General features: G+C 61.3%; 11 protein-coding genes. 7 read left to right on the top strand and 4 right to left on the bottom strand.

The window, feature by feature from the left end:
- The first annotated feature begins 317 nt into the window (after nucleotides 1–317).
- From VIW95_RS16075 to VIW95_RS16050, 6 genes are all read left to right on the top strand, one after another.
- Entirely contained in the window at nucleotides 318–1,193 is an 876-nt protein-coding gene (locus VIW95_RS16075) for a VOC family protein (protein WP_331588395.1), read from the top strand.
- Nucleotides 1,194–1,273: 80 nt separating this feature from the next.
- Nucleotides 1,274–1,429 carry a hypothetical protein gene (locus VIW95_RS16070; protein ID WP_331588393.1) on the top strand — a complete coding sequence of 52 codons (156 nt, stop codon included), beginning with the start codon at nucleotides 1,274–1,276 and terminating at the stop codon, nucleotides 1,427–1,429.
- 16 nt (nucleotides 1,430–1,445) lie between these two features.
- Nucleotides 1,446–2,168, top strand: coding sequence for an HAD-IA family hydrolase (locus VIW95_RS16065; protein WP_331588391.1), 723 nt, complete (start codon nucleotides 1,446–1,448; stop codon nucleotides 2,166–2,168).
- Between the two features lie 69 nt (nucleotides 2,169–2,237).
- Complete coding sequence (locus VIW95_RS16060; protein ID WP_331588389.1) at nucleotides 2,238–4,652, top strand: hypothetical protein; 2,415 nt, start codon at nucleotides 2,238–2,240, stop codon at nucleotides 4,650–4,652.
- A 7-nt stretch (nucleotides 4,653–4,659) separates the two neighbouring features.
- Nucleotides 4,660–5,064, top strand: coding sequence for a methylmalonyl-CoA epimerase (gene mce, locus VIW95_RS16055; RefSeq protein ID WP_331588387.1), 405 nt, complete (start codon nucleotides 4,660–4,662; stop codon nucleotides 5,062–5,064).
- A 7-nt stretch (nucleotides 5,065–5,071) separates the two neighbouring features.
- A complete protein-coding gene (locus tag VIW95_RS16050) occupies nucleotides 5,072–5,326 on the top strand; it encodes a zinc ribbon domain-containing protein (protein ID WP_331588385.1) in 255 nt (84 codons plus the stop codon).
- A 132-nt stretch (nucleotides 5,327–5,458) separates the two neighbouring features.
- Here VIW95_RS16050 and VIW95_RS16045 read toward each other — a convergent pair whose 3' ends face one another.
- The 3 genes from VIW95_RS16045 to VIW95_RS16035 all read right to left on the bottom strand — a co-directional run bounded on the left by VIW95_RS16045 (nucleotide 5,459) and on the right by VIW95_RS16035 (nucleotide 8,745).
- Nucleotides 5,459–6,625: a M20 family metallopeptidase gene (locus VIW95_RS16045; RefSeq protein ID WP_331588382.1), complete on the bottom strand. Its 1,167-nt coding sequence runs from the start codon at nucleotides 6,623–6,625 to the stop codon at nucleotides 5,459–5,461.
- 64 nt (nucleotides 6,626–6,689) lie between these two features.
- The gene (locus tag VIW95_RS16040) at nucleotides 6,690–7,523 is read right to left on the bottom strand and encodes a hypothetical protein (RefSeq protein WP_331588379.1); all 834 of its coding nucleotides are present in this window, start codon (nucleotides 7,521–7,523) and stop codon (nucleotides 6,690–6,692) included.
- Between the two features lies 1 nt (nucleotide 7,524).
- Nucleotides 7,525–8,745 carry an LLM class flavin-dependent oxidoreductase gene (locus VIW95_RS16035; RefSeq protein ID WP_331588377.1) on the bottom strand — a complete coding sequence of 407 codons (1,221 nt, stop codon included), beginning with the start codon at nucleotides 8,743–8,745 and terminating at the stop codon, nucleotides 7,525–7,527.
- Nucleotides 8,746–9,084: 339 nt separating this feature from the next.
- Between VIW95_RS16035 and VIW95_RS16030 the strand changes: the two genes are divergently transcribed.
- A complete protein-coding gene (locus VIW95_RS16030; protein WP_331588375.1) occupies nucleotides 9,085–10,242 on the top strand; it encodes a VWA domain-containing protein in 1,158 nt (385 codons plus the stop codon).
- Between the two features lie 2 nt (nucleotides 10,243–10,244).
- On the opposite strand, the gene VIW95_RS16025 is transcribed toward VIW95_RS16030, so the two are convergent.
- Nucleotides 10,245–11,011: efflux RND transporter periplasmic adaptor subunit (locus tag VIW95_RS16025; RefSeq protein WP_331588373.1), on the bottom strand; the 767-nt coding region annotated here is incomplete at its 5' end.

The following is an 11,011-nucleotide window of genomic DNA, read 5'->3' as shown; positions in this document are numbered from 1 at the left end:
CTCGGGACATATCCACGAATCCGCCGGCGTCGATCGGATTGGTCCGACGCAGATTTTCAACGCGGGTCCGTTCAAAGGCGGCGGCTATATAGTTGTGCGAACGATTGACGGGGGCGGCGGGCTTGACGCGAGGCTCGAATTTCTTTGACGTGCCGGCAATCTCGCGCGTCGAGCAATCGGTTCGCATGTACGCCGGAAAGGTCGCCAACGGATGGCCGCTGGTGCTGCGCAACTCGTTCCGGCTACTGTGGCGCTTCCGGCCCTGACGCGCCGCGAAGGCAGGCGCATATTTTTCTCGAAAGGAGACTCACCTAAGGATGGCTGCGACTGACGATGTCCGGTTGAGGTTCGATCATGTTTCGATTGCGGTGAAGTCGATCGATCGCGCTTACGATTTCTTCGCCAGGTATTTTCCGATTAAATTGCGCGGCGCCAAATCGCTCGACGAGCAGGTCAGCGGCTCGTTCTACTGGCAGGATTTCCATCTCGGCGGATTTGTCGTCGAGCTGATCGAGGACCCGCCCGGCAAGCCCGGCTTCGTCACCAGGTTCATCGAGCGGCACGGCGAGGGGATGCATCACTTGTCGATCGAGACGGACGGTCTCGACGTACTCGTCGCCAGGCTCAAGGCCGGCGGCGTGCGCGTCGTTGACGAGCAGAAGTACGATTCTGGCTCCGCCACCGCGTTCATCTCGCCGCGCTCCGCCTTTGGCGCGTTGATCCAGTTCTGGCACACGCCGAACTGGGAACAGGCGCATCCGAAGCCGGCGCCCGACGGACTGGCGTATTTCGATCACGTGTCGCTGGCGGTCAAAGACATCGCCGCGGCTTACAGGTTCTTCACCAACTACTTTCCCGGCACGAAAATCAGTCACGAGATTCACACGAGCAATTCAGAGGGCAACTTCGACCTCGGCCATCTGGAGGTCGCCGGCTTCAAGCTCGAATTCATCCAGAGCCCGGCGCACAAGCCCGACAACGACTTCGTAGGCAAGTTCATCTCGCGCTACGGCGAGGGGATGCATCACGTGTCGATCGACTTGAAGGACTTCGACGAGACGCGCGAGAAGCTCAAGCGCGACGGGGTCCGCGTGGTTGACGAAAAGCGCAACTGGCGCGGCGAGCGCCAATACTTCATCTCGCCGCAATCAGCCTTCGGCGTGCTGATCCAGATCTGGGATGGTCTACAGTGATGAGGAACCTAACCCCTAACCCTTTTTTCGGGCCTCGCGGGAAGGGGGACCCGGAGTGGGGAGCGCTATAATTAATTTCTATGCCGTACGAACCTGAGAAGAAGATCGTCGCTCCCGAGCCGCCCAAAATCTACATCCCAGCATGCGGCGCGCTGTGCGATGTCTTCTGGTGGGCGCGGCGCAATCCACCCGCCGAACCGCTGGCGCTGCCTCCCGTGAAAGACGAAACTCCGTGACGGTTCGCATTTCTTGATGCGGGCTGTATTTTTCGACGCTGCCGGGACGCTGTTCGAGCCCCGTGAGCCGATCGGACGCACATACGCTCGCCTCGCGCGGGATTTCGGCCTCGACGCTCCCGAACATGCCGTCGCCGCCAGTTTTCGCCGTGCTTTCGGTGCCGCGCCGGGGCTGGCCTTCGGACTCGGTCTGCGGCCCGACGAGGTTCGTCGCCTCGAGCGTCAATGGTGGCGGCAGCGGGTCGGCGAGACGTTCGCGCCGCTCGGCAAATTTCCCAATTTCGACGCCTACTTCGACGCTCTTTTCGCCCACTTTGCCAATCCCAGCCATTGGATTGCCGATCTTGAAGCTGCGCCGATGCTTCAACGTCTAAAGATTGATGGACTCAAACTGGGCGTGATCTCTAACTTCGACTTTCGCCTGTATCGAATTCTCGACGGCCTCGATCTGACCCGTTATTTCGATTCGATTACGATCTCCTCAGAGGCCGGCTATGCCAAGCCGCGGCGCGAGGTTTACGACGCTGCCCTTGCGCGCGAGGGTGTCACCGCGCGCGAGGCGATGCACGTCGGCGACTCAGAGCATCTCGATTTCGCCCCTGCTGCGGCGCTCGGCATGGCCGCGGTGCTTATCGACCGCGACAACCGGCTGGACGCGCCGTCGATCGAAGGGTGCACTGCCAGAATTTGCTCGCTTGCCAGCGTCCCTGAGGTTGCGCGAGTATTTGAATTAGCTTGACGTTATCGCTCCGTTATCCTTATGTAAGGCCACAATTTCCCGGGGAACAGCATTTTGGGGATTAGACAAATGAACCGTCCGCTTTTTTCGCATCGCCTGACGGTGATGCTAGCCACATTTTTCGCGCTTGCGCTCACCGCCGGCATCGCCGCGGCGCAGAGCATCGGACAACTCGAGAGCGAGGTATCGGGCCTCTCCGGCCAGATGTCCTCGGCCGAGTCCAACCCGTCAACCGCCGACCAGGTAATCGGCCGCCTCGACGCGGCGGAGGGAAACTTCGCCAAGCTCACGTCGAGCGGCAAGGTGGACAAGGGCGCGATGATCCCTATTTATCATCAGCTCGAATCGATGCTCGATCGGATGCAAACGTCATGGTCCAAAAAGAAAGACGATTGTATCGCGCAGATCGACAACGGCGGGCAATGCGACTACGACCAGCCCGAGCAGTTGGCATTGAAGGCCGCATATCCGCTCGCCTGGCTGCGATTCACCGCGGCGACTACTCTGTTTGACGACAGCGCCGAACAATCAAAGAAATTGCTGAACCAGTCGATCGACGGCTTTACTGCGAGCATGCTGGCGATGCCCGATCCCAACCTGATTCGCGAAAACACGCTCGGCCGCGCCTATTGCGAGCGCGAGTTGGGCAAGTTCGATCACGCCGAATACGATCACGCGATCGCCGACTTCAAAAAGATCCAGGAAGATGGCACCGGCACACAGCAGTATGCGGCCGCCCAGCAAGGTCTCTGCACGACTCTCGGAAAGATGGGAAAGGCTGAAGAAGCAACCAAGTATTGCATGAGTGGAGGAGGAGGGGGAGGCAAACAGGCCGGCGGCAACCAGATGCTTCAGCTGCAGGCTCTGTTCAGCGCGGAACGAGCCACCAGCGACTCCGCCAAGAAAGCCGAGTATCACAAGCAGATCGTCGACGCGATGAAGACCAAGGAGAACGACAAGGAAGGTTGGGCGATCGACGTCGCAGCGGCGTCCAAGTTCCCATCCAACGCCGTCGAGGAATTCGGCAGCACGAACGACCCGTTCGAAAAATGGCTGCTAGCCGCGGTATTGCTCTCGCGCAAGGATGAACCGGGCGCGGCGAAGTACTATTCCGAGGCGTGCGACACTGGAAAATATCCAAAGGCATGCAGGTTCGCCGCCGAGATCTATCAGCGTGAGAAACGCTACGATCTGGTCGAGCCGCTGCTCACCAAGATTGCAGCCACTGGTGGCGGTGAGGCGAGCCAGGCCGAGTTTTTGAAGTACAGCCTTGCGCACGACCGATGGCAGAAGAGCGGTGAGAAAGATACGGCGCTCGAAAGTCAGTGGGTGAAAGACGCGAACGACTATCTGCAGAAGACTCCAAACGGTGATCATGCCGCCGAGCTGCAAGTCGCGCTGGCCGAGCGCCTCCAGAAGCAGGGCGATCTCCTGGGTGCCGCCAAGCTGTATTCTCAGGTCAAGGGCGACCCCGAGTTTACCTTCACTGCCAAGTTCAAGTCCGCCGAATGCTACTACAAGATTCTCGTAGGTGCCGCTGCGAACGCCAAGGATACCAAGGGGCAGGCTCCCAAGGTCGATACCGAGCAGCTCAGAAAGCTGGCGCTCGACAACCTGAACCAATCGATCAAGATGGGACACGACGCCGAGGCAAAAGCCAACACTCCCGCCGCCAAGAAGGCGATTCGCGAGATTCGGGGCGAAGCTACCTACATGCTCGCCTCGATCCTCGAAGAAGATCAGGATCACGTCGATTACGCGCAGGTCGCGCCGCTGCTGGTCGGCTACGAATCGAACTACCCGATGATGAGCGCGAAGTTCCAGGACGTGGTCGATTGGCGCATCACGGCGCTCGATCATCTCGGCCGGTACGACGAAGTTAATACCGACGTTGCCGCACTCGTCGAACGCGCCAAGAGCGATACCGCCAAGCAGGATTTCATCAAGGGACTTGGAATCGAGTTCTGGAAGGCTGCGCAGGCCGCCAAGGATAGCAACGACGACAAGGCCTATAAGGCCAACGCGAAGTTGACCGTGACGTCCTACAAGGGCTTCGCTGAGATGGCCGCGTCAGGCAAGATCCCGGTCAAGAATCTCACTGGTACGCTGTCGATCTACGCCCAGGCCCTTCACGCCACCGGCAACGAAGCCGAGGCGAACAAGGTCTTCGAGGAGGTCGTGAAAGCCGATCCGGCGTCGCCCGATGCGAACGCAGGTCTGGCTCGTCAGGCCCAAGCCAAGGGCGACTGGAAGGACGCCAACGAGCGATGGACCGCGGTCGAAAACACGGCCGCCGAGTCTGACCCTCTCTGGTACGAAGCGAAGTTCCAGCTTGCGATAATTTACGAGAAGCAGGGCAACGTACAGGCCGCATGCAGCAAGCTGGCGCAGACGCGCGCCGAGCATCCTACGTTGGGCTCGGACGAAATGAAGGTCAGATGGGACAAGGAGCAGCGCTCGCTGTGCCTCGATCATCATCAATAGCGCGACGATGCTCAAGAAGATTCACCATGTCGGCGTCGTCGTGCCGAATCTCGATGCGGGCTTGAGATTCTGGCGCGACACGCTCGGCTTGCATTTCACCAGGAGCGCGACGATCGAAGAGCAGGGCGTCCGCGCCGCGCTGCTCAAGGCCGGCGAGAGCGAAATCGAACTGCTCGAGCCGCTCGACGCCGACAATGCGGTCGGCAAGTTCCTGGCGCGACGCGGCGGCGGTCTGCATCACGTGTGCTTCGAGACTGACGACGTCGCGCGCGAGCTCGAAGCGGCGCGCGCTAAGGGAATCCAGCTAATCGATCAGAAGCCGCGCCACGGCCTGGCCGGCCTGATCTGCTTCCTGCATCCCAAGGCCACGCGCGGCGTGCTGGTCGAATACGCGCAACCGCTCGCTGAATAGGGAAGGCATGCCAATTTACGAATATAGATGCGCGAACTGCGACCGCTCTTTCGAAGCGTTCGTGCGCCCCGGCGACGGCGGCCCGCAATGCCCGCATTGTCACGGTTCGAAGCTGACGCGCGAAATGTCCACGTTCGCGGCGCGCGGCAGCAACGGCGACAGCGCCGCCGCAGTCGCGTCCGCAATGGCCAACTCCGGCACATCGGGCAGCGGCAGCATGACCGGCGGCGGATGTTGCGGCGGCAGCTGCGGCTGCCACTGAGACCCTCTCGATTTTTCCCGCAATAAAAGTTCTAACAGGGATGACACTGGGTGCAGGGGTCACCGCTGCCCAAGGAAGTGTGAAACCCACGGTGGGTTTCACATTCAATAAAGTGATTTACCCTTCCCCGACTCAGCTCTCCTTGCGCGCTTCGAACTCCTTCTTCGCCGACGCCATCAACTCCGGCTCCGCGAGCAGGTCGTACGCCGTCATCGCCATCGCTTTCGCCACCCGAATCATCGCATCGTAGCCGCGCTTCGAATCAGCGTGCGCGACGAACGCGTCCTCGTGGCAATTGCCCTCGCCGTGTTTCGAGATTGCGAACGACGGATGTATCGCAGGCATCACGTGACTTACGTCGCCCATGTCGGTACTGCCGGTGGGCGTGTTCTCCGGCGCCTCGCGCGATATTGTGCCGAGCGTCTCGCTATGTGCCGCGTAACGATGCGCGATGCTGAGATTGTTGATCAGATTCTTGTAGCCGCCCTCGACCAGGTGCTCGAGGCGCGTCCCGGTCGCCATCGCGGCCGCCTCGGCGCATCGGATCACGCGTGCGCCGATCTCTTTCGCGTACTTGCTGCTCTTGGCGCGCGCCAGGAACAGGCACTCCGTCCGCTCCGGAATGATATTCACCGCCTGCCCGCCGTCGGTGATGATGCCGTGAATGCGCGATCCGTCGCGCATATGCAGCCGCATCGCATCAACGCTCTGGAAAGTCTGGATCACCGCGGCCAGCGCGCTCGAGCCGTCCCACGGCGCCAGCGAAGCGTGCGCGCCGTGACCATGAAACGTCAGCTTGAGATGCTGCGTGGCGAGCGCGGGCATCGTGCAGAATTCCGCGTCGGTCGGATGCGCCATCATAGCCGCATCGACGCCGCGCAGTGCGCCGTTTTCGATCAGTATAATTTTTCCGCCACCGCCCTCCTCAGCCGGCGTGCCGAGAAAAACAACTCGCCCCGGCAGTTTGCCCGCGATGCTCTTCAAACCCGCAACGGCGCTGAGCGCCGCGCCCGCAATGAGGTTGTGCCCGCACGAATGCCCATTGGGCAGCGCATCGTACTCGGCGAGGATTGCAACGACGGGACCCTTGCCCCCGAACTCAGCGCGAAATGCAGTCTTGAGCCCACCGACTTTGCGCTCAACCTCGAGCCCCATTTCGGTGGCGGCCCTGCTCAACAGATCGGATGCAAAATGCTCCTCGAACTTAAGCTCAGGATGCTCATGAATCTCGTGGCTGAGCGCGACAACTTTGTCGCGATAGTTATCGATCGCGCGTGCAATCTCGGCATGAGCGTCCATCGGAGTACTCCTCTAGATCCGGGTAGCACTCTGAGTACCACCGAAGCCGCGAACTATCCAACTCTCATATCGGCCACTCGCGCTTGTAGAACTCGACCATCTCACTTTCGACGCGAGGCGGGAATTCGAGGCCGTATCGGGCGAATGCGGCGCGCGCGAGATGACAGAGTTTCTGGAAAAGTTCGATATGCACGTCGCGCGTCGCGGCGCGGTCGCCGTTGCGGACTGACGTTTCGATGCGATCGACCAGCCGTGCGCATTCGTCGCGTCGACCGGCCGGCAGCAGCTTCGCGCGCGTGAACATATTGCGATGGAACGCGCGCCGATCCGTTTCGAGCAACATCAGCGGAACCAACGCCGTCTCGACCAGCAGGATCTCGCCGAATAGGAACGTCTCGATCTGCCCGCGCGCGAGTATTCTCACGGGCCAGGTCGCGCCTTGCAGAAGTCCGAGCACGTTGGATTCGAGCGCGAACTTGATTGCGGGATCTCCGAGGTCGTCGCCGATTTTGAAGCGCTCGTAGATTTCCGCCGCGCCCCAAAGTCGCTTCACCGCGATGCGCGGCCGCGACGCGAGCCCGCCTTCTCTTTCAAAGAATACGTCGAGCTTCACCGGCCCGGCCATCAAACACCCGACGCCGAACACGCCCATGATATCTAGTGATGCAAGGATCGGTGCGACTTGCTCGATCACGCCACGCCGGCCGTTCCACACCTCATCCCAGGCGCTCTCGATGACGGATAGATGCAAATCGATGTCCGAGTACGAATCCGCGGAACCATCGGCGAGACTTCCTTCAAGCCATCCCGCAGGGAAGCGCGTATCAGCCGAGAAAATGGCGATCGCGCGATTGATCAGGTCGCCGCGCCGCACCGCAAACGGAACATCTTCGCTCATTCTACGGGCGGACGCGGGTTATCGGTTGCGTCATCATCTCAGGGACCGGCTCGCCCTTTTCGGCCTTGTGCTGCGCGTAATCCTGCACGGCGGTCAGGATTCCCGCCACCGCCTTGCCGAACATCAGGTCGCGATTCTCACGTGCCCAGTCGTTCGAGTACTTGACCCCCTCGGCGACCGGGCCCTGAAATTGCGGCGCGACGTATCGCGCGAACAGCTCGTACGAGCGCAGCGTCTTTTCGCGCGTGGTCCATTCGTGAGCGAGCCCGAGGATACCGCCGAAGCCGCCGGTCGCCTGCTGCAGTTCCTTGATTCGCGCAATCGCGTCGTCGGGCGTGCCGACGAAAATGCCGCCGCGCCCGTTCATCCGATCGATGTTCATCTCCTCGATCGGTTGATTCGGATATTCCTCGAACTGGACGCGCGTGCCGAGCGTCTCGATGAAATAGTCGCGAATCCACGAGTTGGCACCGTCGCGAATATCGTTCATCGCCTCCTCGCGCGTCTCCGCAAGGTGAATCGGGAAGACCATCCGCCAGTTTTTGCGGTCAACCGTCTTGCCGTGCTCCGCCGCCGACTCCTCCGCCATCGCCCAGCGCTTCATCAGATCGTCCAGCCCGCCGGGCGCGTACGACGCAACCGACAGCACGCCGCATCCGAGCTGTCCCGCCGCGACCATCCCCGACGGCGAGATAGTGCTCGCGACGAAGACCGGCATGTGGGGCTGCTGGAACGGTTTCACTTGCAGGTGCGCATCGACCAGCTTGAAGTACGAACCGTCGATCGAAATTTTGCCCTGCTCGTTGAACAGCCGGAGAATCGCGCTGACGCCTTCGACCATCCGCTTGCGCTGCGTAGTCGAATCTATCCCCAGCATGTGCGCATCGGCGGCCAACGCGCCGGGACCGCATCCGAGCATCACACGGCCGCGCGTCAGATGGTCGAGCAGCGCGAACCGGTTAGCGACGTGGAATGGGTGATGATACGGGATGCTGACGACGCCGGAGCCGAGCATGATGTGCCGGGTGCGCGTCGCGGCGACCGCCATGAAAATCTCGGGCGACGAGATTATTTCCCATCCCGACGAATGATGCTCGCCGATGAACGCCTCTTCGTAGCCGAGCTGGTCGAGCCATTCGATCAGTTGCATATCGCGCTCGAAGCAGAGCGTCGGGTTTTCGCCGACGCGGTGGAAGGGGGCCATAAAAATTCCGAACTTCATCATTTCTCCTTGGTCGGGCGGGATCTGAAGTGGCGGTCAGGGGGCCACGGCGGTCCATCAGGTTACGACGAAATCGGAACGCAAGACAAGAAAGCGCGCCGCGGGGCTAAAACGATCGTTCAGGAAGATTAACAATTGCTAAGGTTTCCGCAGAGTCACCGGCCGTCGCGCCTGAAACTTTGCTTAGGCGAATTCGTCCAGAGTGTGAGGGATCGCGAATCGCGGTCCGGAAAATTGTCCGGCTTGCTCAAGGCGAGAGCAAATAGGATCATTAGATATGCCGCTTCGCCCAGCGCTCGCATTGAGATGACACCAGGAATTCCACGCATACGACGCAGCTTGATTTCCGCAATCACCGTCACTGTGATCGCCCTGGCGCTCACGATCGGCGGCCCAGCCGCGGCGCAACAGCTACAGCAGGGCTTGTCAAATCCGCCGCCCGCGAATCCGCCGCCGCTCATCATCCCGCATAGTCAGGGCAAGGAAACTTCGACGCTCGAACTGCCGTCGATGCCGGCGAAGCAGGGCGCCGACTCCCTCAACATCCCGCCGCAGGTTCCGCAGGGCAGCCAGGAACTGGTGCTGCCGACCCGCGAGTTGCGCCAGCAGCCGGGTTACGAACAGGTCACCGTGACCGTGACCGAGCCGAGCGGGACCTACGTCACCGGGCTGCAGAAGGGCGATTTCAAACTTTACATGGACGGGCAGCAGCGCCCGATAGAATTTTTTCGCCAAGACCTGAACACTCCCGTTTCGGTCGGCATCCTGGTGGACACTTCGGGCAGCATGACGCCCAAGATTCCGCAGGCGCGCGCCGCGATCGCCGAGTTCCTGCACGATCTGAACGACAAGGACGACGTGTTCCTGTTCGCGTTCTCCAGCCATCCGTTCCTGCTTCAGCCGTTCACGACCAATCACGATCTCGTGATGCGGCGACTCGCATTGCTGCACGCCTACGGGCAGACCGCGTTGTTCGACGTGATCATGCAGGGGCTGCAGATGGTGCAACGCGGGCGCTACGACAAGAAAGCGCTGCTGGTCGTCACCGACGGCATGGACAACACCAGCGCGTCGACGGTCAATGACGTCGTCGCACAGGCGCGGCGGATGGGCGTGCTGGTGTACTCGATCGGAATCGGCGATCCGAATGGCAGCAGCGGAGTCTCGGTCTCGATCGGTCCGTTCGTGATCGGCGGCGACGACATGGAGCACGTTGACGCGGAGACTCTGCACACCCTCTCGACTGAAACCGGCGCGAAGACTTACATCATCCGCGAAGCCGGCGACGGCGAGTCGCTGCGTCGTGCGTGCGAGAACATCAGTCTCGAGTTGCGCGAGCAGTACACCGTCGGATTCCTCGCGCCCGACCCGACCGCCGGCGGTTACCGCAGCCTGAAGGTGGACGTTCCAGGCAAGCCGGGAGCGGACGTTCGCGTTCGCAAAGGAATCGAAGTCGGCGCAGGCTCGGCGCCAACCGGACTTGCCGGCGGACCCTGATTCTATTTCTGCGGCTGCTGCATCGGCCGCACGACCTCGCCCTCGCGCGCGGTCTGCCCGAGGTTAAGCGCCACCATCTCGTCGCCCTTGAGCCCTTCGACAATCTGGCATCGCAAGCCGTCGTCGAAGCCGAGCGTGACCGGCTCGAGATGAATGCGGTTGGCGTTCACGACCGGGACGAAGGTTTTGTCGCCGTTGAAAATCAACGCCTCGTCCGGCACCATCGGCGTCGACGCACTCCCCGTGAGCGAAATCTTAACGTGCGCGTACATTCCCGGCAGCAACAGTTGATTGTCGTTCGGTAGATCGACTTCGACCAGCATGGTGCGCGTCTGCGACGTCAGCGCGCTCGGATGGCGCGTCACGGTGCCCGCAAACTGCTTCCGCGGAAACTGAGATACCGTGACGACTGCCGGGTTGCCGTCGTCGATGAATGCGGCGTCGTCCTGCGCCATCTGCAGGTAGACGCGCACCGGCTTGAGCGTCGCCATCGAATAGATTGGCTGCGTCGAAGACGCCGTCGCTGTCGCCAACCCGATCAGCGCGCCGGGATCGACGTTGCGCTCGGTGATCACGCCGTCGTACGGCGACACGATGCGCTCGTAGGCCTGCTGCGACCGCAGCGACATCCACGATGCGCGCGCCTCGAGCATCGCGGCGTGCGTTTCATCGGCGGTCTGCTGCGGGACCACCTGGTTGCGAACGAGATCCTGGTTGCGGCGATCGGTGATCGCGTTGATTTCGTACGTCGCCCTGGCGTCGATCACCT

Source organism: Binatus sp. (SeqCode) (assembly GCF_036522015.1).
In the GTDB taxonomy this organism is placed as follows: domain Bacteria; phylum Desulfobacterota; class Binatia; order Binatales; family Binataceae; genus Binatus.
Note: the sequence above shows the minus strand (reverse complement) of the source record. Positions and strands in the feature narration are given on the sequence as shown.